This is a genomic window from Pseudophaeobacter sp. 1A09344, from assembly GCF_041008745.1.
GTDB lineage: Bacteria > Pseudomonadota > Alphaproteobacteria > Rhodobacterales > Rhodobacteraceae > Phycobacter > Phycobacter gallaeciensis_A.
In genome coordinates this window covers 156,653-182,682 of sequence record NZ_JAXGFS010000010.1, presented here as the reverse complement: position 1 = coordinate 182,682, position 26,030 = coordinate 156,653, and the positions used below count along the sequence as shown (strand labels likewise).

The window sequence follows — 26,030 nt, the reverse complement described above, 5'->3', positions numbered from 1 at the left end:
GGTTTGGTATTCTAGCCTTCAGACTGGTTCAGCCCTTGGCGTAGCCGATGCTTTGCAGGGCGTCCTTTATCTCATCCAGGATGGCCGGATCGTCGATGGTTGCGGGCATCTTGTAGGGCGTGCCGTCTGCGATATTGACCATGGTGCCGCGCAGGATCTTGCCAGACCGCGTCTTGGGCAGGCGATCCACCACCACGGCCAGTTTGAATGCCGCAACCGGGCCGATCTTTTCGCGTACCAGTTTCACGACCTCAGAGACGATCTCTTCGCCCGGGCGGTTGGTGCCCGCGTTCAGGCAAAGAAAGCCAACCGGCATCTGCCCCTTCAACTGATCACTGACGCCGATCACCGCGCATTCGGCAACATCGGGGTGCGAGGCCAGAACCTCCTCCATGCCGCCGGTGGACAGGCGATGGCCGGCCACGTTGATCACATCATCAGTGCGCGCCATGATATAGAGGTAACCATCCTCATCCTTCATGCCTGCATCGCCGGTTTCATAGTAGCCCGGGAAGGTGGTGAGATAGCTTTTCTTGAAACGTTCCTCGGCATTCCAGAGGTTTGGCAGGGTGCCCGGCGGCAAGGGCAGCTTCACCGCGATGGCGCCAAGTTCACCTGCAGGCATCGGATTGCCGCCCTCATCCAGAATATCCACCTCATAGCCCGGCATCGGCACGGCGGGCGAGCCAAGCTTGGTCGGCAGCTCCTCGATCCCCAGCGGGTTCGCTGCGATGGACCAGCCGGTTTCAGTCTGCCACCAGTGGTCGACCACCGGCACCTTCAGCTGGTCCTGCGCCCAGGTGATGGTGTCAGGGTCAGCACGTTCGCCTGCGAGATACACCTGTTTCAAGCAGGACAGATCGTATTTACCGACGAATTCGCCCTTGGGGTCTTCGCGCTTCACGGCGCGGAACGCCGTAGGAGCGGTAAAGAAGCTCTTGACGTTATGCTCGGAAATCACCCGCCAGAAAGTACCCGCATCGGGGGTGCCCACAGGTTTACCCTCGAACACGATTGTGGTGTTGCCATGGATCAGTGGCCCATAGCAGATGTAGCTGTGCCCCACGACCCAGCCCACATCAGAGGCCGCCCAGAATACGTCGCCCGGATCTACGTTGTAGATGTTCTTCATAGACCAGTTCAGCGCCACCAGCTGCCCGCCGGTGTGGCGGATCACGCCCTTGGGTTGCCCCGTAGTCCCGGAGGTATAGAGGATATACGCCGGGTGGTTGCCCTCGACCGGCACGCAATCGACCGGTTCGACCCCATACTGGAAGCCATGCCAGTTGACATCACGCCCTTCGACCAGCTCGGCAACCTCTTGTTCACGCTGGAAGATCACGCAGAAGTCGGGCTTGTGCGAGGCCAGATCAATGGCCCCATCCAAGAGCGGCTTGTAGTGGACCACCCGGCCCGGCTCCAACCCGCAGGAGGCAGCGATGATCGCCTTGGGAGTGGCGTCGTCGATGCGCACCGCCAGTTCGTTTGCCGCAAAACCGCCAAAGACCACCGAATGCACCGCGCCGATACGGGCGCAGGCCAGCATCGCCTCAAGGGCTTCGGGTATCATCGGCATGTAGATGATGACCCGGTCACCCTTTTCAACGCCCTTGGCCCGCAGCGCACCGGCCAGCGTGGCGACGCGGTTGCGCAGCTCGACGAATGAAATCTCGCGCTTGGTATGGGTGATCGGGCTGTCATAGATGATCGCCGTCTGCTCACCCCGTCCGTTTTCCACGTGGCGGTCAACGGCATTGTAGCAGGTGTTGACCATGCCGTCGGCGAACCATTCGTACAGCCCGCCGCCAAGATCGCTCAGCGCCCGGCTCGGAGCCTGGTCCCAGTCGATCGCTTTCGCGGCCTCCATCCAGAACCCCTCAGGATCCGATTTCCAGCTGGCATATACGTCTTGATACGACATGGCGTCCTCCTCGCTCCTCGATGCAAAAGAGTTACGCCCAACCGATGCACCCGGGCAAGCCGCCGAAAGAACGTGGCGTCACAGTGTAGCAGAAATTTGCAATTCTTTGCGGCTGCGCCCTGCAAATATATGCAAACGCGGCGGAGCCTTACGTATTACGGCGCGATTTCTGGAAATCTGCAAAATTGCAAAGCCGATTTGGCTAAGGCCTGCCGCTACGCCTTCGAATCAATGCGCAGCACTCCACGCGTCAGGACGCCCATCTTGCGTTCCGCGCGGCATGCGCACAGCCCTGCCCGTTCCCGCAGCAAGTCGCAAAATGATCCCTGGTTTTGCCGCATATCCCCTTGCAACCCGACGCGCGGCGTCTAACCTGCCGGCAGGAGAATTACATATGACACAAAGCGATATCTGGCGTCTCAGCGCCACCGAATTGACCACCCAGACCCGTGCCGGGGACATTTCCGCCGAGGCCGCGGTTCAGTCCTCGATCGACCGCATGCAGACCGCAAATCTCGCGCTCAATGCGGTGGTCGAAGACCTGAGCGCCGAGGCGCTGGAACGCGCCCGGGCCCTCGATAAGGCACGCGCTGCAGGCGCTGCGCCCGGCCCGCTGCACGGGGTGCCGGTCACCATCAAGATCAACGTCGATCAGACGGGTCATGCGACCTCGAACGGGGTCACCGCGTTAAAGGATCTCATCGCCCCGGCGGATGCCCCGGTAGTCGAGAACTTGCACAAGGCCGGTGCCGTCGTGATTGGGCGCACCAATACGCCGGAGTTTTCATTCCGTGCTGATACTGACAACCCGCTGCACGGACGCACCTACAATCCCTGGGGGCGGCATATTTCGCCGGGTGGCTCTTCTGGCGGCGCAGGTTCAGCCGTAATGGCCGGGATCGGCGCGCTGGGGCATGGCAATGATATCGGCGGCTCTCTGCGCTTTCCGGCTGCGGCCAACGGCGCAGTCACGGTGAAACCGGGCCTGGGCCGTGTGCCTGCCTGGAACCCCAGCCAGAAGGCAGAGCGCGGCATGTTGGCGCAATCCATGTCGGTGCAGGGTCTGATCACCCGTTCGGCCGAGGATCTGCACCTGGCAATGCCGACCATGATCGCCCCCGATGCGCGCGATCCCTTCCACGTCCCCCTGCCCTGGCGCGGGGAAGCCCCCGAAGGACCGATCAAGGTCGCCTTTACCCGCAACACCCACGGCTATGATCTACACCCCGAGGTCGAGGCGGCGCTGCTGACCGCCCGCGATGCGCTGAGCGATGCCGGTTACGTGGTGGAAGAGGTCGAGCCGCCCAATGTGTTCGAGGCAGGCCGCAACGGCTATCGCGCCCTGATGGGCGAGGTCTACGCGATGATGAAAAAGGACGTGGATGCCGCCGGATCGCAAACCGTACGCGACATCTTCGAGGTCTACTTCCAGGAGTTCCCGCCTTTCATGGGCGATGAGCTGCTGCAGATGATGGCAAAACGCAGCCACTACGCGCGGGAGTGGTCCCTTTTCCAGCAGGACTACCCGCTCGTGCTGACCCCCTTCCTGCCGCAGCCCTTCTTCAAACCGGATCGCGACACCGAAGGTGCTGAAGGCGTGCACGAGGTGCTGGGCTGCGCGGTCTATTCCTATGCGATGAACTTCATGGGGCTACCTGCGGGCTGTGTTCCCTCCCGGCTGGCGCAGCTGGAGCAAGGCCCGCAGCCGATCAACGTCCAGATCGTATCGCCGCGCTGGCGCGAAGACATGGCGGTCGATGCCTGCGCCGCGATCGAGGCTCGCGTTGGCCGTATGCATCTGCCGCTGTGGGAGATGATGGATCAGGGCTGACACAGCCTGCCCCAACCTTGAACACCTTTATAAAGGGGCGCTGCAAACCGCAGCGCCCCTTTTCACATCTCAGTCTTCTGGATCAGGTGAACTGCTCCGAGATCAGCCGCTCTTCCAGACCGTGGCCGGGATCAAACAGGATTTTGTGCCGGATGCTTGTATCCGTCCGGATCTCCACCCAGTCGATATTCTCGAATGAGATTGAATCCGCTTCGGCCATCACCGGGCGTTTGTCGGCCTCCAGCACGTCAAAACGCACATTGGCGGTACTGGGCAGCAGCGCTCCGCGCCAACGCCGCGGGCGAAAGGCGGCCACCGCCGTCAGAGCCAGGACGTCGGCGCCGATGGGCAGAATGGGGCCGTGGGCAGAGTAATTATAGGCGGTAGAGCCGGCGGGCGTGGACACCAGCGCCCCGTCGCAAACCAGCTCGGCCAGCCGCTGTCGCCCATCCACCGAAATCTTCAGCCGCGCCGCCTGTGGCCCGGCGCGGAGCAGCGACACCTCGTTGATCGCAAGCGCGTGGTGGATCTTTCCATCCCGGTCCATTGCCGTCATCGATAGCGGATTGATGATTTCCTGCTCCGCTTCCCGCAGCCGCTCGATCAGCGCCTCTTCGTGATATTCGTTCATCAGGAAGCCGACGGTGCCCCGGTTCATGCCATAGACCGGCGCGGGCAGATCGACGGTTTCGTGCATGGTGCGCAGCATGAAGCCGTCTCCGCCCAAAGCCACGATCACTTCCGCCTCCTGCGGCGGAACATTTCCATAGCGGTCGACCAAAGCCTTGAGCGCGGTTTGCGCCACCTTGGCGGAGCTGGCCAGAAAGGCGATTCTCATGAAGCTATTCTCATTGGGGCCACCCTGAGGTCACGACTGGGGGCGCAGGGCGCGGAAATCTGTTTCCGGTGGTGCGCATTCGGTTCCGAAACAAGCACAGCTGCCCCACAAAGACCAGAGTGGCCGTTCTGCCGCAGGTAATAGTCGCTTTACGGGCTTTTAGATCGGCCGTGTTTCCGATAGGAAATCGCGCAATCCCACCTCCAACCCGACGGAGCCAGCATGACCGAGACCACCCGTGACCCCGGTTTTTTCACCCAGTCCCTCGCCGATCGCGATCCCGAACTGTATTCTTCGATCACTGACGAGCTGGGCCGCCAGCGCGACGAGATCGAGCTGATCGCATCGGAGAACATCGTTTCTGCCGCAGTGATGGAAGCACAGGGATCCGTGCTGACCAACAAATACGCCGAAGGCTACCCGGGGCGCCGCTACTACGGTGGCTGCCAGTATGTCGACGTGGCGGAAAACCTGGCGATCGAACGCGCCAAGGAACTGTTCGGCTGCGGCTTTGCGAATGTTCAGCCGAACTCGGGCAGCCAAGCCAACCAGGGCGTCTTCCAGGCGCTGATCAAACCCGGCGACACCATCCTTGGTATGGATCTCGCCTCGGGCGGTCACCTGACCCACGGCGCCGCGCCCAACCAGTCGGGCAAATGGTTCAACGCCGTGCACTATGGCGTGCGCCGCGACGACAACCTGATCGACTATGATCAGGTCGAAGCCATGGCGCTTGAGCACCAGCCCAAGCTGATCATCGCCGGCGGCTCCGCGATCCCGCGGGTCATCGACTTTGCCCGCTTCCGCGCAATCGCAGATAAGGTTGGTGCCTATCTGCACGTGGATATGGCCCACTTCGCCGGTCTCGTGGCCGCAGGTGAGCATCCCTCGCCCTTCCCGCATGCGCATGTGGTGACCACCACCACCCACAAGACTCTGCGCGGTCCGCGCGGCGGCATGATCCTGACCAACGATGCCGACATCGCCAAGAAGGTGAACTCAGCCATCTTCCCCGGTATCCAGGGCGGCCCGCTGATGCATGTGATCGCAGCCAAGGCTGTTGCGTTCGGAGAGGCCTTGCGTCCCGAGTTCAAAAGCTACCAGAAGCAAGTGCGCGCCAATGCCGTGGCCCTTGCTGATCAGCTGATCAAGGGCGGCCTGGACATCGTCACCGGCGGCACCGACACCCACGTCATGCTGGTCGACCTGCGCCCCAAGGGCGTGACCGGCAATATCGTGGACAAGGCCCTCGGCCGTGCGCATATCACCACCAACAAGAACGGCATCCCGTTTGACCCGGAAAAGCCCACCGTGACCTCGGGCATCCGCCTTGGCACCCCGGCGGGCACCACCCGCGGCTTTGGTGAGGAAGAGTTCCGCCACATCGCCGACCTGATCGTCGAGGTGATCGATGGTCTGGCCGCCAACGGTGAAGACGGCAACGAGGCCGTGGAAGAGGCCGTACGCGGCAAGGTCGCGGCCCTATGCGCCCGCTTCCCGCTCTACCCGAACCTCTGATCCCAGAACGGTTCTTTATGCTTCCAGTGCCCGGCGCGATGACATCGCCCGGGCATTTTTCTTGCCGAATGTCGGTTTATCGGGCAATGGATATTCTCAAGGGGGAGTACGGCGCCTGACAGGACCGTCTCCGCCCTGCACAGTTTGGTAACCATTTATTTTGTTTGAGATCTTGTAGAATGGCGAATTTTCCCGCCGGTCCCAACCGCACCCGCCGCCTTGAACGCCGACTTGGCGATGCCATGCGGGCCCGCCTGCCCTTTGCCGTGGCAGAATTTGTTATGTTCGGCCTCAAGCAAGCCTGGGCCGCCATATTCGGAGCCTTGCTCCTGTTCGGCATTCTCTTCAGCAATCACATCTGGCAGCCGAACTGGGTGCTCGCGCGCTATGACGCGCTGCTGATGTACGCGCTGGCCTTGCAGGCGTTGCTTTTGTGGACTGGGATGGAAAGCTGGCGCGAAGTTCGCGTGATCCTGCTGTTTCACCTGACCGGCACCGCAATGGAGATCTTCAAGGTCCATATGGGCAGTTGGAGCTATCCGGGCGACGGTCTGTTCAAGATATATCAGGTACCGGTTTTTTCCGGCTTCATGTATGCCTCGGTGGGCTCCTATATGGCGCGGGTTATCCGGCTGTTCGATATGCGCTTTGCCCCCTATCCGCACTACTGGATGCCCCTTCTGCTTGCGGTGGCGATCTATGGCAATTTCTTCGCCCATCACTTCCTGCCGGACATGCGCGTCGCGCTTTTTGCGGCAACGGTGATCATTTTCCTGCGCACCCGTATCTGGTTCACCATCGGCCATAACCGCTATTGGATGCCGCTCCCGCTTGCGGCCTTTCTATCCAGCTTTTTCCTGTGGCTGGCTGAAAACATCGGCACCGGCACGCGCACCTGGCTTTATCATGGGCAGGCTCCGACAGATTGGGTGAGCCTTGCCAAGATGGGGTCTTGGTATCTGCTGCTGTACGTAAGCTTTGCCACGGTTACCCTGGTTTTCCGCGAAGCGCTGAGCAACAAGCCGCTGCACGCCTCGCGTCCCCGTGTCAAAGGCCCCACCGGCGCAGCAAAGGCGCCCTAGCTGCGCTAGACGAACCCACGCCAGCGCAACACGAGGATCAGCAGCGCCACGACGGCCAGCAGGGAAAACGCCATGCTGCCCAGCATCTGCAACAGCCGGTCCTTGCGCCGCTCCGCCAGATTGATGCTGCGCAGATGAGCCGTAACCTCGCGGCTGGCTCCATGCAACGCCGCCTGATCCAGCGTCAGGCTCAGCTTCGGATGCTCCAGCAGCGGCAGGGCTTCGGCCAGTCTCATTCCCTGTCGGTAGATCCGTCGCGGCAACTGGCGGCGCGCCTTGCGTAGGGCCAAAGGCAGATCACCCGAGGCCTGCGTACGCTCGGCCAGCAGGCTGCGAATTTCTTCGATTTCCTCAAGGACGGTCTGTGACATCGTTCTGGGCTCCGGTCTGGCGGCGTCCTGCCTGCCAAGGCGCAACCTACCGCGTTCACATAGCTGGCTCAATGGGGCTGGCGCCGCTGCGACATCGCGTTTATCACCTGCCCCCATGCTGAACACGATCCTGCACGGTGCCCCGACTGACCGCCCGCCTCTTCTGATCGCCCACGGGCTTTATGGCTCGGCCCGCAACTGGGGCGTCATTGCCAAACGCCTGTCCGATGAGCGCCAGGTGATCGCAGTGGATATGCGCAACCATGGCAACAGCCCCTGGAGCGACAACCACAGCTATCCTGATATGGCCGAGGATCTGGCCGAGGTGATCGCGGCCCACGGCGTACAGATGGATGTGATCGGCCACTCCATGGGCGGCAAGGCCTCGATGATGCTGGCGCTGCTGCACCCGCAGGCGGTGCGGCGCCTGCTGGTCGCCGACATTGCCCCGGTCAGCTACACCCACAGTCAGATCCAGTTCATCGAAGCCATGCGGCAGGTGGATCTGGAACAGGTGACGCGTCGCTCGGATGCCCATGCACAGCTAGCTAAACTGGGTGTGGAACCAGCTTTGCAGAGCTTCTTCACGCAATCGCTTGATATTCAGGGAAAACGCTGGCTGCTGAACCTTGATGCGCTGGCCAATCATATGCCCGACATCATGTCCTTTCCGCAGGTTGAGGCCAGCTGGGACGGGCTTGCGCTGTTTCTGTCCGGCGCCAATTCGGACTATGTGCTGCCGGAGCACAGGCCGCAGATCCGGGCCAAGTTCCCCAACGCACGGTTCGCCAAGATCCCCGACGCCGGGCACTGGCTGCATGCAGAAAACCCGCGCGCCTTTGAACAGACGGCGCGGGCCTTTTTCAACGCCTGAACAGGCTGTGTCATGATCCGGGCCACCCTGATCCTGGAACGGCCCGGATGATCGCGATTACATGCCCTTGTCGACCGGCTCTTCGATCGAGGCACCCGCTGCTGCCCAATCGGACAGGCCGCCGGTGTTGTAAACGGTTTCATAGCCCATATCCTTGAGCAGCTTGCCCGCAAGGGCCGCCCGGCCACCGCTAGCACAATGCAGCAAGATCGGACGATCCATCTTCAGGGTGTCGTCGTGGAACGGGCTGGCCGGATCGGCGCGGAATTCCAGCATGCCGCGGGGGATATGGTGCGACCCCCGCACCCGGCCATTGGCCGACAGTTCCGGCGCATCACGGATATCCAGCAGCAAGGCGCCTTGCTCCAGCAGTTTCTGCGCCTCTTCCACCGGCAGGCGCTCCACGGCGGCGTTGGCGTCTTGCATCATCTGTTGCAGTGTCAGGGGCATGGCAGTTTCCTTTTCTTGATCAGCAGGTTCAGCCGCCCATCCATCATCGGCGGCTCCTCTCGCAGCACGCTACGCGCGAAGGCATCCGGGCAGCAACCCCGCAAAGGCCGCGCCTCAACCAGCCGTGATCGCCGCCCTGCCGAAAGTGTGCCCACGCCAACCGGAACAAGGTTGCCATGGGCCGGTTTCCTCAGCGCGCGCTGATCTTTTCCGGTTTCGCCATCCATTCGCGCCCCTTCAGCATGGCCTTCCAGTAGATCGGCGGCAGGATCTTCTCCTTCAGCAGCCAGGCTGTGCGCGAAGGCTTGGTGCCGTCCAGCAGGAACTTCGGGAAACTCGGCAGCATGGCGCCGCCATAGCCGAACTCGGCCAGCACGATCTTGCCACGCTCCACGGTCAGCGGACAGGAGCCATAGCCGTTGTATTGCGCGACCGGCGCCTTGCCTTCGATATCCGCCGCCAGGTTTTCCGCCACGATGGGCGCCTGAATACGTGCCGCGGCAGCGGTTTTGGCATTTGGCGCGTTCATCACATCGCCCAGCGACCAGATATTGTCATAGCTCGTGTGGCGCAGCGTGGACTGATCCACATCGACCCAGCCTGCGGCATCGGCCAGCGGCGACACCCGGATGAAATCCGGCGCCGTCTGCGGCGGGCAGACATGCATCATGTCGAACTCCATCTCGACCCGTTCGACTGGGGTGTCCGGCTTGGCCACATCAAACCAAGCTTTGCGTGCCTCGCCATCGACCGCCACCAGATTGTGGAAGAAGTTCAGATGAGCGCCGTATTTCTTCACATAGCCTTCGAGCGCGGGTACGTAGTCCTTGACCCCGAACAACACGCCACCGGCGTTGTTGAAATGAATGTCGATATCCTTCAGCACCCCGTTTCGCAGCCAGGCATCGCCCGACAGGTACATTGCCTTTTGCGGCGCCCCGGCGCATTTGATCGGCATCGGCGGCTGGGTGAAGATCGCCCGCCCCTTTTTCAGCCCCCGCACCAGCTCCCAGGTGTAGGGCGCCAGATCGTAGCGGTAGTTTGAGGTGACGCCGTTTTTGCCCAGCGTTTCAACCAGTCCTTCGACCTTGTGCCAATCCAGTTTCAGCCCCGGACAGACGACCAGCCGGTCGTATTTCACCACCCGGCAGCCATCCAGAACGACGGCATCGTCCTTGGGCTCAAAGGCCGCGACCGCCGCCTTGATCCAATGCACGTCCTTGGGGATCAGCGATCCCATGGTCCGCACCGTGTCTTGCGCGTCAAAGATGCCGCCACCGACCATGGTCCAGCCCGGTTGATAATAATGGATATCCGCCGGATCGATGATCGCGATGTCAAGATCCGGTTTGCGGGATTTCAGGCTGGAGGCCACCGAGATCCCGGCCGCGCCGCCGCCGACGATGACCACGTCGAACCGCGCATCCGCCCGGTCGGTCGGCGTTTTGCCGCCATTGGCAATCCGGCGCACAACCCCGCCCATGTCATAGCCAGCCGCATTGGTCGTGGCGAGGATATCCGCAACGCTGAGCCGGTCCGCCTGCGACAGCGACCACAAGGTTGCCGATCGGGTGCCCGAGCGGCAATAGGCCAGCACCGGCCCCGGCAACTCCGTCAGGGCCGCACCGAACCCGGCGGCGTCCGCATCGCTGACCTTGCCCGACACGATCGGCAGGTAGCGCGCCTCAAGCCCCAGCTTTTCAGCCGCAGCCTGAATTTCGTCAAAGGTGGGCTGATCCGCCCCCTCCCCGTCCGGCCGGTTGCAGATGATCGCCCGATACCCCGCATCGCGGATCGCGGGCAGGTCCGCGATGGTGATCTGCGGGCTGACCGACAGGCCGCTCGTCAATGTCTTGAAGTCCATGGTGTCTCCTCACGTCTGGTGGCGCGCGACCAGCAAAACCAGCCCGTGCAGCTCCCGATAGTCAGATCACCGGACCTGACATCGGCAAACACTGCAGCCCCCTCTCACAAAACTACATTCATTTTATAAGTTTTGACGCTACACCCGTCGGTGACTTAGTCACCAAAGCCGCAGATGCCGGACATCACCCCGGGGCATCACGCCTTTGCGGCGTCTTCCGCCAGGCTCAGCAGAGCCCCGCGATCCTGAATATGGACGCTTCCCCGCGCCTGCCGAATCCATCCGCGGCGCTGGAATTCCTGCAATTGCCGCGACACCACCTCGCGGGCGGTGCCCAGTTCGACGGCGAGCCGCTGGTGCGTGGTCTCGATCCGGTCATCGCCTTTGGAAATCTCCAACAGCCGCTGCGCCAGCCGCACGTCCATTCGCTGAAAGGCGATTTCATCGATCACCAGAAACAAATCGGTAATCCGCCGCGAAAAGGCGGTGAAGACAAAATTCCGGAACGAGGGTGACTGCGCCACCAGATCGTCAAAAACCAGACGTGGCACGGCGGCGGCCCGCACCTCGGTTTCCGCGATACCTTCGGCGGAATATTCCGCATAGCCCATCAAGCAGGCGGTGGTGAGAACGCAGCTTTCGCCGCCGCCCACACGGTAGAGGACGATCTCACGGCCACTGTCCGACAAATGCTGAACCCGAACGGTGCCCTCCAACAGGAACAGCATATGCTCGGCCGTTTTGCCCGGCCCGAACAGAACAGTGCCCGCAGGCACATCGATCAGGGTGCTGCGCTGTAGCAGCACCTGTCTGGCCGGGGTTTCCAGCTGCGAAAGACCGGGGAACAGATCGACCCAATCCCGGCTTTCGCTCTCCGCCGTCACGTTGCGCTCTCCGGTCGGGGGTCCAGTGGCGCGATCCGGGCCAATAGGTCGTCCCTGTTCGAAGCGATATCTGCGATGGTCACTTCTTCCAGCACCGCCATGAAGGCCCGGGTAGCCTCCTGAATCTTTCGGGAGAGTTTGCAAACCCCCATCAGCGGGCAGGTATTCTTGTCGGGGTTGAAACACTCCACCACTTCCATCGGCCCCTCGGTCAGGCGCACCACATCCGCGACCACGATTTCGTGAGCAGGCCGCCCCAGACGAAAACCGCCGCCGCGCCCGCGCTGGGTCTGCAGGTAGCCCGCCTTGCCCAGTTCATGCACGATTTTCACCACGTGGGGGCGCGACAGCCCATGGATCTGCACCATGTCCTCGACCCGCACCAATGCGGGCGCCTTCAGCGCTGCCAACTGCAGGGAACGCAAGGCATAATTGGTATATCTGGTCAGTTTCATGGTTGTCTCCCTGGCGCCGCAGGGTACGCAGCAGGGCCAGTATAGAACCGCAGTCACGGCAGCGAAAGTGCAGCCGCGGCGCACGTGTTCTCCCATTATCACCACGCGGCCAAACCGGCGCATCCGGCCTGAATAGCGAGGCCGGAAAATGCTGAGTGACATTAACTCTATTATTACAAGTTTTATGAAATTTGTGAGCCAGCACGTCACGCTGCATTCGAACAAACCTCGGACCAACAAGGCGCAATATGAACGACTGGACTTCCGGCTATGTGGCCGATCTTGATTACACACATGACTTTTTTCGCGAACTGGCGCCGTCCCACCTCGCCTTCTGCGCCGTCTCTCAAGGGAAGAAACACGGGCTGAACCGATCCAAGCTGACATATTGCGAACTGGGCTGCGGCCAGGGCGTTTCGGCAAATCTGCTGGCAGCGGCCAACCCGCATATCGAATTCCACGCGATGGATTTCAATCCGGCCCATATGGTTGGCGCCCGGGCGCTGGCCGAAGAGGCACAGCTGGACAACATGCATTTCCACGAACAATCCTTCGAAGACTTCGCCAATGCCCCCGGCCTGCCCGAAACCTTTGACGTGATCGCCCTACACGGGGTCTACAGCTGGGTGTCCAGGGAAAACCAGCAGCATATCCTCGACTTCCTGTCGAAGCGGCTGAAATCCGGCGGCATGGTCTACATCAGCTACAACACGCAGCCCGGTTGGGCGGCGGCCGTGCCCCTGCGCCGCATCCTGGTGGACCGCACGGCACAAGGCAGTGGTCCCCTAGCCGAGCGGATCAGCGATGCGATCCAGCACCTGGAACAACTGGATCAGGCCGGAGCGGGGTATATTTCCTCGAACCCGTCGCTGTCTGCATGGATTGAAAAGATCAAGAACATGTCGCCCAACTATCTGGCGCATGAGTATCTCAACAGGGACTGGACCCCGTTCCATTTCGCGGATGTGGCCAGCGACATGTCCCAGGCCAAACTGTCCTTCATGGCCTCGACCGATCCGATGGATCATCTGGACGACGTGTCATTTTCCGCCGAGCAGCTGGCCCTTCTGAACGCGCAAACCGATCCGGTGCGCCGTCAGGGCCTGCGGGATCTTTTGCTGAACGAGCAATTCCGCACCGACCTGTTTATCCGGGGGGAACTGCCCCACACGGCACGCGGCGCCATCGGCGCCTGGTTTGAAACCACGCTGGCGCTGTCGCGCCGCTATGGCGGTGGGCGACTGACCTTCAAGGGGCGTCAGGGAGACCTGCCGCTGCAACCAGAGCAATACGCGCCGGTGCTGACGGCCCTGCAGGACGGCCCGCTAACGGTCCGCGATCTGCTGGATCAGGGCGCCTTCGGGCAAAACACATGGGAGGCCATCACCCGTATCCTGACCGTTCTGATCGGCGCAGGCCACATCACCCCCTGCTTGCCGCAGGAAGGTCTGGAAGAACGCGCCGCACATTGCCGCGCCTTCAATACCGCCGTGTGCAAACGCGCTGAAGACAGCGAAACCCTGCGCTTTCTGGCTTCACCCGTGACTGGCGGCGGCATCGAAATGGACCGGTTTGAACAGCTGTTCCTGCTGGCCCGCAGCGAAGGGCTACAAACGCCGAATGAATGGGCAGAGCTGGCCTGGCAGATCCTCGCGCCGCAAGGCTATCGGCTGCATGCCGATGGTCGCATTCTGGAAACGCCTGAGGAAAACCTTGCGGTTCTGCGGGTGCGGGCCAACACATTTGCGGCTCAGCGCCTGCCGCTCTGCGAAAGCCTCGGCCTCACGCTTGAGCCACCAATGCCGAACCCAGAGGCCCAGCCACACTCGCAGGCTGTCGCCTGACGGGGCCAGCGGCTCCTACACATCCGACCTCCGGTAGCTGCCGGGGGTCGTACCCGTCCAGCGTTTGAAAGCGCGGTGGAAATTCGCGGCAGAGGCAAAGCCCACGTCCTGCGACACCGCCTCGATGCTCTTTGCCCCAAGTGACAGATCGCGGATGGCAATATCGCGCCGCAAACCATCCTTGATCTCCTGAAACGAAGTGTTTTCGGCGTCAAGACGCCGGATCAGCGTGCGGGGCGTCAGGTTAAGCGTACGCGCCGCATCTTCCAGATTGCAACTCAGCCGCTCTGATTGCAGCAGCAGCTCACGCACGCGCAGCATCACCGCATGCTCCCGGAAGCTGGTAAAGATCCAGTCCCGCGGCGCCCGGATCAAAAACTCCTGCATCTCTGCCTCGCTGCGCGACACTGGCAGCCGGTCCAGCGTTCCGTCGAAGGTCAGCGAGGAACTCACCTCACCAAACCTGACCGGCGCGGGAAACAGGATAGGGTAATCCTCCGCAAACTCAGGCTTTTGGAAGGCAAAGCTGACCTCCCGCAGCGGCAATTCTCGCCCCGCCACCCATGAGGCAATCCCATGGGCAAGCTTCAGCAATAGCATATGCCCGAACCTGTTCTGGCCGCCATCACCCTGCGGCTCCAGAACAATCTGCAGCCTGTCCTCTCCGGTCTCAAGCCGCACGCGGCAATCATCCAGGACCAAGTTCCAGAACGAACTAAAGCGAAACAAGGCCGCCGAAAGCGACGACGCCCCGAGCACCGAGGTACAGAGCAGTTTCAGCGCCCCAGACCGGACCGGGCGGCTCCACAACCCCATCATTTCATCGCCGGTTTCACTGGCCACCAACTGGTAAAGCCGCACGATCTGGTCATGGGTGACACGCCCCAACGGCTGCGCCGCATCATCCAATCCGATCTGATCAAGGAATCCTTCAAGCTGGCCCGGCGCGCAATGCACCCGCAAGGTCGACAGCCAATCTTCGAGAAAGGCCCGCGATACCGTCGGCAGGATCAGTGCGCCCTGCGCATGTTCCGGGGGGAGCGGCGACATGGTATTTGTCACTTTTAGCAAGTTTCGCGTCCACAGAGGATATAGACCACACTCAGACCAATGTCTATCTGGCGGGAATGGCAACCGCTAAAGAAAGGCCGCCCCATGACATTTGATGCCCCGGTCAAAGACATGATTTTCAATATCCAGCATCTTGCGGGATGGTCAGAGGTGACCAGCCTGCCTGCCTATGACGGGCTGGAACTCGAGGATGCGGCGGCTGCCCTCACCGAACTTGCGCGGTTCACGGCCGAAGAGATTGCCCCGCTCAACGCACCCGGCGACCAGTCCGGCGCACGTCTTGAAAATGGCCGGGTGATCCTGCCCGATGGCTTTACCGAGGCCTATGGCAAGTTCGTCGAAATGGGCTGGCAAAGCCTGCCCCATCCGGAGGATTTCGGCGGTCAGGGCCTCCCCCGCGCCGTCGGCGCCGCCGCTACGGAAATGCTGAACGCCGCCAACATGAGCTTTGCCCTTTGCCCCCTGCTGACCGATGGCGCGGTCGAGGCGCTGCTGACAGCCGGGTCAGAGGAAACCAAGGCGATCTATCTTGAAAATCTGGTGTCCGGCAAATGGACCGGCACCATGAACCTGACCGAACCGCAGGCCGGCAGCGATCTGGCCCTGTTGCGCAGCCGCGCCGAACGGCAGGACGACGGCACCTATGCGATCACCGGCACCAAGATCTTCATCACCTATGGTGAGCATGACATGGCCGAAAACACCATTCATCTGGTGCTGGCCCGCACGCCGGATGCCCCCGCAGGCGTCAAAGGCATCAGCCTGTTTCTGGTGCCGAAATATATGGTCAATTCCGACGGCACCCCGGGCACGCGCAACGCCGTGAACTGTGCCAGCATCGAACACAAGCTGGGCATCACGGCCAGCCCGACCGCAGTCCTGAACTTCGAAGGCGCCACCGGCTTTTTGATCGGCGAAGAAAACTTCGGGCTGCGCTACATGTTCGAGATGATGAACTCCGCCCGCTATGCCGTTGGTCTGCAAGGGGTTGCCATTGCCGAACGCGCCTATCAACAGGCCGTCAGTTTCGCCCGCGAACGCATTCAATCAAGCCCGGTCGATGGCTCCAGCCGCGAGGCGGTGGCAATCATCAACCACCCCGACGTCCGCCGGATGCTGATGCGCATGCGCGCAGTGACCGAAAGCGGCCGAGCGATGGCGGCCTTCACCGCCGGCTGGCAGGATCTGGCGAAACATTCCGCCAGCGGCGAAGAGCGCGCTGCAGCCACCGCAATCTCGGAGTTCCTGACACCGCTGGTAAAAGGTTTCTGCACCGAGATGGGCGTCGAGGTCGCCTCGACCGGGGTGCAGGTGCACGGCGGCATGGGCTTTATCGAGGAAACCGGCGCGGCCCAGCACTACCGCGACGCGCGCATCCTGCCGATCTATGAAGGCACAACCGCGATCCAGGCCAATGATCTGGTGGGCCGCAAGACACTGCGCGATGGCGGTGAAACCGCGCTGCGGCTGGCCGGGATGATCGCGCAGACCGAGACGGATCTGGCGCAAGGCTCTGCCGAGGCGAAATCGGTCGGCGCGCGGCTGTCCGATGCGCGGCAAGCCTTTGAGGCTGTGGTTCGCCACATGGCCGCAACCGGCAAGGAAGATCCCAAGGCGGCCTTTGGCGCCGGAGTGCCCTATCTGATGCTGGCGGGCAACCTGGTGGCAGGCTGGCAGCTGGCGCGCTCCCTGATGGCTGCCGAAACCGCATTGCAGGTCGGCGAGGACCCGGCCTTCATGCAGGCCAAGATCGCCACGGCGCGTTTCTACGCCGATCACATCCTGATCGATGTCGGTGCGCAAGCCGACCGGATCCTCAAGGGCTCGGACAGCCTGCTGGCCGCGGTGCTCTGACCTCCCCCAATCCCTGGCAGGTGGCCCTAGGGGCCGCCGCCCTTTTCCCACATTTTCCGAAAGGACATCCCCATGACCGTCGAAATCGACATCTCCCGTTTCACCAACCTGGCCATTGACGCGCAGGAGGATGGCGTCTGGGTGGTGACACTGAACCGGCCGACCAAACGCAACGCACTGGATATCGACACCATCGAAGAACTGGTTGAGTTCTTCTCACTGGCGCCGCGCGCCGGGGTCAGGGCAGTGGTGCTGGCCGGGGCTGGCGATCACTTCTGCGCCGGCCTCGACCTCATTGAGCACCACGACGAAGACCGCAGCCCGGCCGATTTCATGCACGTCTGTCTGCGTTGGCACGAAGCCTTCAACAAGATGGAATACGGCGGCGTTCCGATCATCGCGGCCCTGCAGGGCGCGGTTGTCGGCGGCGGGCTGGAGCTGGCCAGCTCGGCCCATATCCGGGTGATGGACCAGACCACCTATTTCGCCCTGCCCGAAGGCCAGCGCGGCCTGTTCACCGGCGGCGGCGCCACCATCCGGGTCACCGATCTGGTCGGCAAATCCCGCATGATCGACATGATGCTGACCGGCCGGGTCTATAAAGGCCAGGAAGCCAGCGATCTGGGCCTCGCACAATATATCGTCGAAGGCTCCAGCCTGGACAAGGCAATGGAACTGGCCCGCCGCGCTGCCGAAAACCTACCCCTGTCGAACTTTGCCATCTGTTCGGCCGTCAGCCACATGCAGAACATGTCGGCGCTGGATGCAGCCTATGCCGAGGCCGTGGTGGCCGGCGTGGTGAACACCCAGCCCGACGCCCGCGCCCGTCTCGCGGCCTTTGCCGACAAAAGCGCCGCCCGCGTGCGCCCCGACAGCTGATCTCAGCCGTCCTTTGGTGCTAATGGTCCAGGCGGCTCCGCCTGGACCGCATGCCTCCCCGGCGGCGCGTGCCGACGAGCGACGAATGCGCGCAGCTCGACAGAGAGCACATCGCAGCAGCTGGTGTCTCACAAGTTGAAATCCCCCGCTACGACAGACCAACTGTCTGTTCCGACGTTAAAATTCGGCACCACTTGCCCCAATCCGTCCACGGACCCCCCGGTTTCTGTAGGACATCCGGGACTATTTGCTCTAAATTGATCATCATAAATGCCTTGAATTTCACCTCTCCACCGGGTCCAAAGCCGTTGCTGGTTGGGAGAAGACAAGATGACCGCGATCGAAGGGTTTTACAGGGCCGAATTCATGACACCAGAGCACCACGGGTTCGGTGTTCTGGCCATCGCGAATGGAACCGCCCGCGGGGGCGACTCGATCATGTCCTACGTTGGCAGTTGCGACTGCTCAGGCGGTGATGTGACCCTTGACCTGGAGGTCTGCCGCCATTCGCATCTGGGACAAATGCAGCCGATTTTCAAAACGGACTGTTGCACCCTGTGCATCACGGGCAAGCAGATCGAAGGCGGCCGGATCGCTGGCACCGGACACAGCCCAGAAGCCCCTGATATTCCGTTCAAGCTGATCCTGACCAAGCTGCGCGATTGATAAGGCGACGCAGCGCGCGTTGCGCCAGTGCCGTAAGGCAGTGACCGGCGAACGCCGGATCCCAAATAGGTGTCTTGCCTCCCCCGCGACGCGTTGATAGGCAGCGCCACGAAATCCGGTCGCAGCCTACCCGGATACCAAAACAAGGGCCCAACATGAAAACACTTGTCATCTGCTCAGGCGGACTCGATTCCGTGTCGCTTGCGCATATCGTCGCCGCCGAGCGTCAGCTCACCCGGCTTGTTTCCTTTGACTATGGCCAGCGCCACCGCAAGGAACTGGACTTTGCCGCCGCTGCCGCGCAGCGCCTTAATGTCCCCCACCACCTGATCGACATGCGCCCCATCGGCGCCGCGCTGACCGGATCAGCGCTCACCGACGACATCGACGTCCCCGACGGTCATTACGCAGAAGAAACGATGCGCATCACCGTCGTGCCAAACCGCAACGCCATCATGCTCGCCATCGGGTTCGGCGTTGCGGCCGCAAACGGGGATGAGGCCGTCGCCACCGCCGTACATGGCGGCGATCACTTCATCTATCCCGATTGCCGTCCCGGGTTCACCCGCGCGTTCGAAACCATGCAGAAAGCCGCGCTAGACGGCTATGCCGACGTGGAACTCTACACGCCCTTTGTGGAACGCAGCAAAGCCGACATCGTCGCCGATGGCGCCCGTCATGGCACCCCCTTTGCCGAGACCTGGTCCTGCTACAAGGGCGGCGATCTGCATTGCGGGCGCTGCGGCACCTGTGTTGAGCGCCGCGAGGCCTTCCACCTCGCCGGGGTCGCGGATCCGACAGCCTATACCGACCCGGACTACTGGCTCTCCGCCATTGCCGGAAAGGAGGGGCACTGATGTTCCGCATCCGCAAGGAGTTTCATTTCTCCGCCTCGCATCAGCTCTCCCATCTGCCGGACAACCACCAATGCGCGCGCCTGCATGGGCACAATTACATCGTTGTGGTGGAACTGGCTGCCAAGGCACTGAACGCGGATGGGTTCGTGCGCGATTATCACGATCTCAAACCGCTCAAGACCTATATCGACGAGACCTTCGACCACCGGCACCTGAACGATGTGCTGGATGTGCCCTCGACGGCTGAAAACATGGCCCGCCATTTCCACGACTGGTGCGCGGCCCGCTGGCCTGAAACCAGCGCGGTTCTAGTGAGTGAGACGCCAAAAACCTGGGCTGAATACCGGCCATGACCCTACGAATTGCCGAGATTTTCGGCCCCACCATCCAGGGTGAAGGCGCCCTGATCGGTGAGCCGACCGTATTCGTACGCGCAGGGGGCTGCGACTATCGCTGCAGCTGGTGCGACAGCCTGCACGCGGTGGACAGTGCCTATCGCCACACCTGGACACCGATGAGTGACGCGGAGATCTGGGGCGAGGTTTTGCGCCTGTCAGGCGGGCAGGCCCTGACCGTCTCGCTCAGCGGCGGCAACCCCGCGATCCAGGATTTCGGCCCACTGATCGCGCGCGGCCGGGCGGCGGGCTACCGGTTCGCCTGCGAAACGCAAGGATCGGTGTCCCGGCCCTGGTTCGGCGACCTTGATACGCTGGTGTTGTCCCCGAAACCGCCCTCAAGCGGTGAGAGCGTCGACTGGGCAGCCTTTACCGCCTGCGTGAAGGCCGGGCAGAGCGCCCGGCAGGTGGTTATGAAGATCGTTATCTTTGACGAGGCTGATTATTCTTGGGCCAAAGAGGCCCATGCGCGCCACCCCGACCTGCCAATTTACCTGCAACCGGGCAATCCCGATGTGGATCCGGAATCCCCTGTGGATCCCCAGGATCTTGCAGACCGGCTGGAATGGCTGAACGAACGCGCCATGACAGATGGCTGGTTCGCCCCCCGTATCCTGCCGCAACTGCATGTCCTGATCTGGGGCAACAAGCGCGGCGTCTGACCGATTGGAGCTTTTCATGACAAACGATATCTACAGCAATCTCAAACAGCTGGGTGGCGAAACCCGTATTCCCACTAGCCCCGAAGAGGCGGAACTGGAGCGGGTGCCCAACCCGCAGGCAGATGTGGACTACAACGTGCGTTTCACCGCGCCGGAATTCACTTCGCTCTGCCCGATGACCGGACAGCCGGATTTTGCCCATCTGGTGATCGACTATGTGCCCGGCGACTGGCTGGTGGAATCAAAATCGCTGAAGCTGTTTCTGACCTCCTTCCGCAATCACGGTGCCTTTCACGAGGACTGCACAATCTCCATCGCACGTCGGCTGGCGGATTTTCTTGATCCCAGATGGCTGCGCATCGGCGGCTACTGGTATCCGCGTGGCGGCATTCCGATTGATGTCTTCTGGCAAACCGGCCCACTGCCTGAGAGCGTGTGGATCCCGGACCAAGGCGTGCCGCCCTATCGCGGACGGGGTTGATCGCCTAGCGGCAAAAAACACAACAATCCACCTAGGGGGCGTCAGGCCTGACGCCCCAGCCAATCGCGACGACTAGGGAAAAGACATCGCGCAAGGCCGCAATTGTGTCACTGGGTCGCTATGGCCAATGGTTGACCAGCCGCCGGTCAGAATTCACCCTATCCAGATCTCCGCAGCAGATTTCCGAGATTGCGACGCTATGCGCAGACGCATCGCCATGCGAGAACTGACCTGAAAACTTTTCTGCCGCGCAGATATGATTTTGGCATACAAACGAAGGGGGAATGGTGGGTGATGAGAGACTCGAACTCCCGACATCTTCGGTGTAAACGAAGCGCTCTACCAACTGAGCTAATCACCCGATGAAGCGGGATTTAGAGAAATCCCCGTGGCAGCGCAAGAGCTTCCTCGCGTTTTTTGTCACAAAAATTCGCTCAGCGTAAAACCGTTTCACGGCCCTGCTCCAGAACATAGACGCAGCCCTGTCCATTCGACAATTTTGCCTGCTCCGATCTGTCCAATCCGCATATGATTCCGCGCATCACCTGCCCCAGAAGACCATGCGCCACCACGACCGAAGGCGCACTGAGCGTTTGCAGGAAATCCAGTGTCCGCGCTTGGAAGCGCTCGTACCCCTCACCGCCGGGCGCCGCGCAGAACATATCCAGCGGCGTGGTGTTCCGCGCAAAGATATCCGGGTAGTCCTGCTCCAGATCCACCAGCCGGTGGCCCTGAAAATCACCGGCGTGAACTTCGGCCAGACGGGCGTCCGTGGTGAATTCGCGACCTGCCAGAGCGATCTCTGCGGTCTGCTGCGCCCGGCCCAGAGGCGAGACATAGCACGGCGGGTTTTCCGCACTCAGGATGGGCTGCATCAATTCTGCCTGACGCTGCGCATGTTCCAGCCCCAGCGGGCTGAGACGGGACTCCAACTGCCCCTGAACGCGGCGCTCGGCGTTCCATTCGGTTTGCCCGTGGCGCAATAGCCAGATTTTGGGATACTCGCTCATGTAATGCTGCCTCATTTTCTTACCGAGCGAGGCGCCCCGGCCTGCCCGCTGTTGAAGGCACGATGGGGGAATTTCCGGGGGCTGTCCATCCCACGCGCGCAACAGCACCCCCTGAACGCCACCTAAAGTTGAGCGAGGGCGCCGTCTTCCTTGACCGCCTGCATCGCCACATAGGTCGAGGTCGAGGCCACATGCGGCAGCGAGGAAATCTTCTCTCCCAGCACCGCGCGGTAAGCCGACATCGAATGGGTCCGCACCTTCAAAAGGTAGTCGAAATGGGAGGCCATCAAGTGCACCTGCTCGATCTCCGGGATCCGCGCCACGGCAGCGTTGAATTTCGCCAGCGCCGCCTCGCGGGTGTCTTCCAGCTTGACCTCGACAAAGGCGACGTGATCAAGCCCCAGCCGGATCGGATCCAGCAAGGCCCGGTAACCGGTGATAATGCCTTCGGCCTCCAGCCGTTTCAGCCGGGTCTGGGTTGGCGATTTGGACAGGCCGATGCGGCGGGCCAGATCCGCAACCGAAATCCGGCCATCCTCGCCCAGCACATGCAGAATCGCGCGGTCATATCCATCAAGATCGCTATAGTTCAATTGACCCTCCTACAGCGCAAATTTGCGGCAATTGACCTGAGTATCTCCTACAATCAGGCGAATGTCCCGCAATATTTGCTGTATTCTGGGCATCAGACTTTTTGCGGAACATAGTGGAGCCTTCTGCATGACACACGCCCCCGCCCCCCAGAGCCCCGACACACAGCAGGATCAACTGCGTTATCGCATTGATGCAGGCACCTACGTCGATCAGGACGCCATGCGCGACCAGTTGGTTGCCACCGCCGCCTTGCCCGCAGCCGAACGTGCGGCGATCTGCGCCAATGCGGCCGCCCTGGTGCGGGATATTCGTGGCCATTCGGCCCCGGGGCTGATGGAGGTGTTCCTGGCGGAGTACGGTCTGTCGACCGATGAAGGGATCGCCCTGATGTGTCTGGCCGAGGCGCTGCTGCGGGTGCCGGATGCCGATACCATCGATGCCCTGATCGAGGACAAGATCGCGCCGTCTGACTGGGGCAAACACCTCGGTCACTCCTCCTCCTCGCTGGTCAATGCCTCGACCTGGGCCCTGATGCTGACCGGCAAGGTTCTGGATGAGGCCAAGCCAAGCCCCGTGCGCGCATTGCGCGGCGCCGTCAAACGTCTGGGTGAGCCGGTGATCCGCACCGCCGTGGGCCGCGCGATGAAGGAAATGGGCCGCCAGTTCGTTCTGGGCGAAAGCATCGAAGGCGCGATGAAGCGCGCCGCCGGAATGGAGGCCAAGGGCTACACCTATTCCTACGACATGCTGGGCGAGGCCGCGCGTACCGAAGCGGACGCCTCCCGCTATCACCTGTCCTATTCAAAGGCGATTTCCGCCATTGCCGCGGCCTGTGGCAGCGATGACATCCGCAAGAACCCCGGCATTTCCGTGAAACTCTCGGCGCTGCACCCGCGTTATGAACTGGCGCAGGAAACCCGGGTGATGCAGCAACTGGTGCCGCGGCTGAAGGCGCTGGCGCTGCTGGCCAAGGCCGCAGGTATGGGGCTAAACGTCGATGCCGAAGAGGCCGACCGCCTGTCGCTGTCGCTGGAGGTGATCGAAGCGGTGGTGTCGGATCCGGCGCTGGCAGGCTGGGACGGTTTTGGCGTCGTGGTGCAGGCCTATGGGCCGCGCACCGGGCTGGCGATTGATGCGCTTTACCAGATGGCCGAAAAATACGACCGCCGGTTTATGGTGCGGCTGGTCAAAGGCGCCTATTGGGACACCGAGATCAAGCGCGCACAGGTCGAAGGCATCGACGGCTTCCCGGTCTACACCAACAAATCGCTGACCGATGTGTCCTATATCGCCAATGCCCGCAAACTCCTGGGCATGACCGACCGCATCTATCCGCAATTTGCCACCCACAACGCCCATACGGTCAGCGCCATCCTGCATATGGCCAGCGACAGCAGTGTCTACGAATTCCAGCGCCTGCATGGCATGGGCGAAACCCTGCACCAGATGGTCAAGGAGCAGAACGGCACCAACTGCCGGATCTACGCGCCCGTTGGGGCGCACCGTGATCTGCTGGCCTATCTGGTGCGGCGTCTGCTGGAAAACGGTGCCAACAGCTCTTTTGTGAACCAGATCGTCGATGAGAACGTCCCGCCCGAGGTGGTGGCCGCCGATCCCTTCGATGCAGTTGCCGATGTCAGCCGCAGCATCCCCACCGGCCCCGAGATGTTTGCGCCCGAACGCAGCAACTCCATGGGGTTTGATCTGGGCCACGCGCCGACGCTGGCTGCCATCGAAGCCGCCCGCGCGCCTTGGCGCGATCACCAATGGCAGGCAGGTCCCTTGCTGGCAGGCACAGCCACACCGGATGCCGCCGAGGATGTGACCAACCCCTCGGATCTGACGCCAGTGGGACAGCTCACCCCATCGAGCGCGGCGGATATCGAAACGGCGCTCTCATCCGCCCAGCCCTGGAACGCCTCTGCTGCGGATCGGGCGGCGGCCCTCAACAAGGCGGCGGATCTGTACGAGGCAAACTACGGCGAACTCTTCGCGCTGCTGGCACGGGAGGCGGGTAAATCTATCCCCGATGCCGTCGCCGAACTGCGCGAAGCAGTGGACTTCCTGCGCTACTACGCCGCCCGCATTCCGGATGCTGCGCCAGCCGGGATCTTCACCTGCATTTCGCCCTGGAATTTCCCGCTCGCGATCTTCTCGGGGCAGGTTTCAGCAGCGCTGGCTGCTGGCAACGCCGTTCTGGCCAAACCAGCCGAGCAGACGCCGCTGATCGCCCATCGCGCCGTGCAGCTGCTGCATGAGGCAGGCGTTCCGCGGTCCGCCCTGCAACTGGTGCCCGGCCCCGGCTCGCGCGTTGGTGCGGCCCTGACCTCGGACCCGCGCGTTGGCGGCGTGGCCTTTACCGGCTCAACCGCAACAGCCCTGCGTATCCGCCGCGCCATGGCGGCAAACCTGAAACCCGGCGCGCCGCTGATTGCGGAAACCGGCGGGCTGAACGCGATGATCGTGGATTCCACTGCGCTGCCGGAACAGGCCGTGCAATCGATCCTCGAAAGCGCCTTTCAATCCGCAGGCCAGCGCTGCAGTGCGCTGCGCTGCCTCTATGTGCAGGAAGACATCGCGGATGATTTCCTGAAGATGCTGAAAGGCGCGATGGACACGCTGACCCTTGGCGACCCCTGGCATCTGTCCACCGACAGCGGCCCGGTCATCGACGCAACCGCACGGGCGGGCATTCTGGCCCATATCGACGCCGCGCGCGCCGAAGGTCGGGTGCTGAAAGAGATGCAGACACCGCAGGGCGGCACCTTTGTGGCACCGACCCTGATCGAAGTGCCCGGCATCGCGGCCCTGGAGCAGGAAATCTTTGGTCCGGTGCTGCATGTGGCGCGTTTCAAATCGCGGGATCTGGACCGGGTGATCGCCGAGATCAACGGCACCGGTTATGGTCTGACCTTTGGCCTGCACACCCGGATCGACGACAGGGTGCAACACGTTTGCGATCGGATCCACGCGGGCAATATCTACGTCAACCGCAACCAGATCGGCGCCATTGTCGGCAGCCAGCCCTTTGGCGGCGAAGGCCTGTCCGGCACCGGCCCCAAGGCGGGTGGCCCCTTCTACCTGTCGCGCTTCTGCGCGCCGGATCGTCAAAACAGCGCAGAGACCTGGTCAGGCGCTGCAGGCCAGCTGCCCGGCGCACTCGGGACGGCGACGGCGCCCGTCACCACCTCTCTGCCCGGGCCGACCGGCGAATCCAACCGGCTGACCGTCACCGCCCGCCCGCCGCTTCTGTGCATGGGGCCGGGGGCCAAGGCTGCCGCCGCACAGGCTAAGGCGGTCATGCAGCTTGGCGGCACCGCCATTCAGGCGAACGGCATGCTCGACCTGCAGCAGCTTGTGAACCTTCAGGACATCGCGGGTGTTCTGTGGTGGGGCGATGAGGACGCCGGTCGCCAGATCGAAGAGACCCTCGCCAAACGGGACGGCCCCATCGTACCGCTGATCCCCGGACAGCCCGACCGTGCCCGGGTCCTGGCCGAGCGCCACGTCTGCGTCGATACGACGGCCGCCGGCGGCAACGCCGCGCTGCTGGGCGGCAACGCCTGACGCTCAAGATCCGGCAACAGCTCCGCCCGATAACTGCTTGACGCTGGGCCGAAACCGGCCCA

Annotated in this window: 23 protein-coding genes and 1 tRNA gene; 13 read left to right on the top strand and 11 right to left on the bottom strand. The window is 62.2% G+C overall.

The genetic code is table 11. From position 1 onward, the window contains the following. Positions 1 to 28: 28 nt before the first annotated feature. Positions 29 to 1,921, bottom strand: a complete 1,893-nt coding sequence (prpE, locus tag SM765_RS17490; protein WP_274835656.1) for a propionate-CoA ligase PrpE — start codon at positions 1,919 to 1,921, stop codon at positions 29 to 31. A 394-nt stretch (positions 1,922 to 2,315) separates the two neighbouring features. On the opposite strand from prpE, the gene SM765_RS17485 reads away from it, so the two are divergent. Continuing rightward, the gene (locus SM765_RS17485; protein WP_274838770.1) at positions 2,316 to 3,752 is read left to right on the top strand and encodes an amidase family protein; all 1,437 of its coding nucleotides are present in this window, start codon (positions 2,316 to 2,318) and stop codon (positions 3,750 to 3,752) included. A gap of 82 nt (positions 3,753 to 3,834) precedes the next feature. Here the strand turns inward: SM765_RS17485 and SM765_RS17480 are convergent, their stop codons facing one another. Continuing rightward, positions 3,835 to 4,590 carry an NAD kinase gene (locus tag SM765_RS17480; protein WP_274828442.1) on the bottom strand — a complete coding sequence of 252 codons (756 nt, stop codon included), beginning with the start codon at positions 4,588 to 4,590 and terminating at the stop codon, positions 3,835 to 3,837. A gap of 222 nt (positions 4,591 to 4,812) precedes the next feature. On the opposite strand from SM765_RS17480, the gene glyA reads away from it, so the two are divergent. After that, positions 4,813 to 6,108: a serine hydroxymethyltransferase gene (gene glyA, locus SM765_RS17475; RefSeq protein WP_274834205.1), complete on the top strand. Its 1,296-nt coding sequence runs from the start codon at positions 4,813 to 4,815 to the stop codon at positions 6,106 to 6,108. Between the two features lie 179 nt (positions 6,109 to 6,287). Next, positions 6,288 to 7,190 carry a DUF817 domain-containing protein gene (locus SM765_RS17470; protein WP_274838771.1) on the top strand — a complete coding sequence of 301 codons (903 nt, stop codon included), beginning with the start codon at positions 6,288 to 6,290 and terminating at the stop codon, positions 7,188 to 7,190. A gap of 5 nt (positions 7,191 to 7,195) precedes the next feature. Here the strand turns inward: SM765_RS17470 and SM765_RS17465 are convergent, their stop codons facing one another. Then, the gene (locus SM765_RS17465) at positions 7,196 to 7,561 is read right to left on the bottom strand and encodes a hypothetical protein (protein ID WP_065270651.1); all 366 of its coding nucleotides are present in this window, start codon (positions 7,559 to 7,561) and stop codon (positions 7,196 to 7,198) included. 115 nt (positions 7,562 to 7,676) lie between these two features. On the opposite strand from SM765_RS17465, the gene SM765_RS17460 reads away from it, so the two are divergent. Then, positions 7,677 to 8,435 carry an alpha/beta fold hydrolase gene (locus tag SM765_RS17460; RefSeq protein ID WP_274838772.1) on the top strand — a complete coding sequence of 253 codons (759 nt, stop codon included), beginning with the start codon at positions 7,677 to 7,679 and terminating at the stop codon, positions 8,433 to 8,435. Positions 8,436 to 8,492: 57 nt separating this feature from the next. Here SM765_RS17460 and SM765_RS17455 read toward each other — a convergent pair whose 3' ends face one another. The 4 genes from SM765_RS17455 to SM765_RS17440 form a co-directional block, all read right to left on the bottom strand. Then, positions 8,493 to 8,885 (bottom strand): rhodanese-like domain-containing protein, encoded by a 393-nt coding sequence (locus tag SM765_RS17455; RefSeq protein ID WP_065270653.1) that lies wholly within the window; start codon positions 8,883 to 8,885, stop codon positions 8,493 to 8,495. A gap of 190 nt (positions 8,886 to 9,075) precedes the next feature. After that, entirely contained in the window at positions 9,076 to 10,749 is a 1,674-nt protein-coding gene (locus SM765_RS17450) for a bifunctional protein tyrosine phosphatase family protein/NAD(P)/FAD-dependent oxidoreductase (protein WP_065270655.1), read from the bottom strand. 197 nt (positions 10,750 to 10,946) lie between these two features. Beyond that, entirely contained in the window at positions 10,947 to 11,633 is a 687-nt protein-coding gene (locus tag SM765_RS17445; RefSeq protein ID WP_368981640.1) for a Crp/Fnr family transcriptional regulator, read from the bottom strand. Next, positions 11,630 to 12,088, bottom strand: a complete 459-nt coding sequence (locus SM765_RS17440) for an Rrf2 family transcriptional regulator (RefSeq protein WP_274838774.1) — start codon at positions 12,086 to 12,088, stop codon at positions 11,630 to 11,632. Before SM765_RS17440 ends, SM765_RS17445 begins: the two co-directional genes overlap by 4 nt. 248 nt (positions 12,089 to 12,336) lie before the next feature. Here SM765_RS17440 and SM765_RS17435 point away from each other — a divergent pair, with 248 nt between their 5' ends. Next, positions 12,337 to 13,932 carry a class I SAM-dependent methyltransferase gene (locus SM765_RS17435; RefSeq protein WP_274838775.1) on the top strand — a complete coding sequence of 532 codons (1,596 nt, stop codon included), beginning with the start codon at positions 12,337 to 12,339 and terminating at the stop codon, positions 13,930 to 13,932. Positions 13,933 to 13,947: 15 nt separating this feature from the next. On the opposite strand, the gene SM765_RS17430 is transcribed toward SM765_RS17435, so the two are convergent. Next, positions 13,948 to 14,982, bottom strand: a complete 1,035-nt coding sequence (locus SM765_RS17430) for an AraC family transcriptional regulator (protein WP_274838776.1) — start codon at positions 14,980 to 14,982, stop codon at positions 13,948 to 13,950. Between the two features lie 105 nt (positions 14,983 to 15,087). On the opposite strand from SM765_RS17430, the gene SM765_RS17425 reads away from it, so the two are divergent. The 7 genes from SM765_RS17425 (at position 15,088) to queF (ending at position 20,797) form a co-directional block, all read left to right on the top strand. Beyond that, the gene (locus SM765_RS17425; protein ID WP_274838777.1) at positions 15,088 to 16,857 is read left to right on the top strand and encodes an acyl-CoA dehydrogenase family protein; all 1,770 of its coding nucleotides are present in this window, start codon (positions 15,088 to 15,090) and stop codon (positions 16,855 to 16,857) included. Between the two features lie 72 nt (positions 16,858 to 16,929). Further along, positions 16,930 to 17,736 (top strand): crotonase/enoyl-CoA hydratase family protein, encoded by an 807-nt coding sequence (locus SM765_RS17420; RefSeq protein WP_065270658.1) that lies wholly within the window; start codon positions 16,930 to 16,932, stop codon positions 17,734 to 17,736. A gap of 330 nt (positions 17,737 to 18,066) precedes the next feature. Beyond that, positions 18,067 to 18,402: a hypothetical protein gene (locus SM765_RS17415; protein ID WP_274834222.1), complete on the top strand. Its 336-nt coding sequence runs from the start codon at positions 18,067 to 18,069 to the stop codon at positions 18,400 to 18,402. Between the two features lie 155 nt (positions 18,403 to 18,557). Further along, a complete protein-coding gene (gene queC / locus SM765_RS17410; RefSeq protein ID WP_065270659.1) occupies positions 18,558 to 19,259 on the top strand; it encodes a 7-cyano-7-deazaguanine synthase QueC in 702 nt (233 codons plus the stop codon). After that, positions 19,259 to 19,612: a 6-carboxytetrahydropterin synthase QueD gene (gene queD / locus SM765_RS17405; RefSeq protein WP_274835666.1), complete on the top strand. Its 354-nt coding sequence runs from the start codon at positions 19,259 to 19,261 to the stop codon at positions 19,610 to 19,612. Before queC ends, queD begins: the two co-directional genes overlap by 1 nt. Beyond that, positions 19,609 to 20,316: a 7-carboxy-7-deazaguanine synthase QueE gene (queE, locus tag SM765_RS17400; RefSeq protein WP_274835667.1), complete on the top strand. Its 708-nt coding sequence runs from the start codon at positions 19,609 to 19,611 to the stop codon at positions 20,314 to 20,316. Before queD ends, queE begins: the two co-directional genes overlap by 4 nt. A gap of 16 nt (positions 20,317 to 20,332) precedes the next feature. Then, entirely contained in the window at positions 20,333 to 20,797 is a 465-nt protein-coding gene (queF, locus tag SM765_RS17395) for a preQ(1) synthase (RefSeq protein ID WP_274835668.1), read from the top strand. A gap of 285 nt (positions 20,798 to 21,082) precedes the next feature. Here the strand turns inward: queF and SM765_RS17390 are convergent. The 3 genes from SM765_RS17390 to SM765_RS17380 form a co-directional block, all read right to left on the bottom strand. Then, a tRNA-Val gene (locus SM765_RS17390) sits at positions 21,083 to 21,158 on the bottom strand. A 73-nt stretch (positions 21,159 to 21,231) separates the two neighbouring features. Further along, the gene (locus SM765_RS17385; RefSeq protein WP_274835669.1) at positions 21,232 to 21,807 is read right to left on the bottom strand and encodes a histidine phosphatase family protein; all 576 of its coding nucleotides are present in this window, start codon (positions 21,805 to 21,807) and stop codon (positions 21,232 to 21,234) included. Between the two features lie 122 nt (positions 21,808 to 21,929). Further along, positions 21,930 to 22,400, bottom strand: coding sequence for an Lrp/AsnC family transcriptional regulator (locus SM765_RS17380; protein ID WP_274828426.1), 471 nt, complete (start codon positions 22,398 to 22,400; stop codon positions 21,930 to 21,932). A gap of 127 nt (positions 22,401 to 22,527) precedes the next feature. Between SM765_RS17380 and putA the strand changes: the two genes are divergently transcribed. Further along, on the top strand, positions 22,528 to 25,968 hold the full coding sequence (gene putA, locus SM765_RS17375) for a bifunctional proline dehydrogenase/L-glutamate gamma-semialdehyde dehydrogenase PutA (protein ID WP_274838518.1): 3,441 nt from the start codon (positions 22,528 to 22,530) through the stop codon (positions 25,966 to 25,968). Positions 25,969 to 26,030 lie beyond the last annotated feature (62 nt).

Coding starts and splice junctions, on each gene's coding strand:
- prpE (WP_274835656.1), bottom strand. CDS start 1,921: ATGTCGTATCAAGACGTATATGCCAGCTGGAAATCGGATCCTGAGGGG.
- SM765_RS17485 (WP_274838770.1), top strand. CDS start 2,316: ATGACACAAAGCGATATCTGGCGTCTCAGCGCCACCGAATTGACCACC.
- SM765_RS17480 (WP_274828442.1), bottom strand. CDS start 4,590: ATGAGAATCGCCTTTCTGGCCAGCTCCGCCAAGGTGGCGCAAACCGCG.
- glyA (WP_274834205.1), top strand. CDS start 4,813: ATGACCGAGACCACCCGTGACCCCGGTTTTTTCACCCAGTCCCTCGCC.
- SM765_RS17470 (WP_274838771.1), top strand. CDS start 6,288: ATGGCGAATTTTCCCGCCGGTCCCAACCGCACCCGCCGCCTTGAACGC.
- SM765_RS17465 (WP_065270651.1), bottom strand. CDS start 7,561: ATGTCACAGACCGTCCTTGAGGAAATCGAAGAAATTCGCAGCCTGCTG.
- SM765_RS17460 (WP_274838772.1), top strand. CDS start 7,677: ATGCTGAACACGATCCTGCACGGTGCCCCGACTGACCGCCCGCCTCTT.
- SM765_RS17455 (WP_065270653.1), bottom strand. CDS start 8,885: ATGCCCCTGACACTGCAACAGATGATGCAAGACGCCAACGCCGCCGTG.
- SM765_RS17450 (WP_065270655.1), bottom strand. CDS start 10,749: ATGGACTTCAAGACATTGACGAGCGGCCTGTCGGTCAGCCCGCAGATC.
- SM765_RS17440 (WP_274838774.1), bottom strand. CDS start 12,088: ATGAAACTGACCAGATATACCAATTATGCCTTGCGTTCCCTGCAGTTG.
- SM765_RS17435 (WP_274838775.1), top strand. CDS start 12,337: ATGAACGACTGGACTTCCGGCTATGTGGCCGATCTTGATTACACACAT.
- SM765_RS17430 (WP_274838776.1), bottom strand. CDS start 14,982: ATGTCGCCGCTCCCCCCGGAACATGCGCAGGGCGCACTGATCCTGCCG.
- SM765_RS17425 (WP_274838777.1), top strand. CDS start 15,088: ATGACATTTGATGCCCCGGTCAAAGACATGATTTTCAATATCCAGCAT.
- SM765_RS17420 (WP_065270658.1), top strand. CDS start 16,930: ATGACCGTCGAAATCGACATCTCCCGTTTCACCAACCTGGCCATTGAC.
- SM765_RS17415 (WP_274834222.1), top strand. CDS start 18,067: ATGACCGCGATCGAAGGGTTTTACAGGGCCGAATTCATGACACCAGAG.
- queC (WP_065270659.1), top strand. CDS start 18,558: ATGAAAACACTTGTCATCTGCTCAGGCGGACTCGATTCCGTGTCGCTT.
- queD (WP_274835666.1), top strand. CDS start 19,259: ATGTTCCGCATCCGCAAGGAGTTTCATTTCTCCGCCTCGCATCAGCTC.
- queE (WP_274835667.1), top strand. CDS start 19,609: ATGACCCTACGAATTGCCGAGATTTTCGGCCCCACCATCCAGGGTGAA.
- queF (WP_274835668.1), top strand. CDS start 20,333: ATGACAAACGATATCTACAGCAATCTCAAACAGCTGGGTGGCGAAACC.
- SM765_RS17385 (WP_274835669.1), bottom strand. CDS start 21,807: ATGAGCGAGTATCCCAAAATCTGGCTATTGCGCCACGGGCAAACCGAA.
- putA (WP_274838518.1), top strand. CDS start 22,528: ATGACACACGCCCCCGCCCCCCAGAGCCCCGACACACAGCAGGATCAA.